Source organism: Microvirga sp. P5_D2 (assembly GCF_054049475.1).
The window spans coordinates 1-658 of record NZ_JBFUMH010000409.1 but is presented as its reverse complement, the minus strand read 5'-3'; the positions used below and the strand labels follow the sequence as shown (position 1 = coordinate 658).

Genomic DNA, 658 nt, shown 5'->3' with positions numbered 1-658 from the left:
TCCTGTGCCGGTGCGGCTTCAGCTATAAAAAAAGCCCTGATGGCGGCGGAGTGCGCACGCGCCGACGTGCGGGATGAGCGCCACGTCTGGACCGATCAACGTCAGGCCCGCATGCGCGAGCAGCCGCACCGGCTGGTGTTTCTTGACGAGACGTACGTCAACACCAAGATGACCCGCCTGCGCGGGCGCTCGCGCAAAGGCCAGCGGTTGCGGATGAAAGCYCCCTTTGGGCACTGGAAGACGCACACCTTCTTGGCCGGGCTGCGCTGTCATGAGCTGAGTGCGCCCTGGATCATCGACGGCCCGATCACCCGCTTGGCGTTCGAGGCTTACATCGAGACGCAGCTCGCGCCGACGCTGCACAAAGGCGATGTAGTGATCCTCGACAACCTGGCCGTTCACAAAAGTGAAAAGGCTGCGCAGTGTCTGAAGCAACGCGGAGCCTGGTTCCTGTTCCTGCCGGCTTATTCGCCCGATATGAACCCCATTGAACAGGCCTTCGCCAAGATCAAGGCACACTTGCGCAAGGCCGAGGCGCGAACGTTCGACGCGCTCTGGCGCGCCCTCGGCGACATCTGCGATTTGTTTGAGCCGCACGAGTGTTGGAACTTCCTCAGGGCTGCCGGATATGCGTCCGTTTAACCGTCCGATGCTTTAG

Annotated in this window: 1 protein-coding gene; it reads left to right on the top strand. The window is 61.8% G+C overall.

All coding sequences use genetic code 11. The annotated features are described in order from the left end of the window. The coding region (locus tag ACXJKO_RS32000) for an IS630 family transposase (protein ID WP_457095013.1) at positions 1 to 642 on the top strand (642 nt) is incomplete at its 5' end. Positions 643 to 658 lie beyond the last annotated feature (16 nt).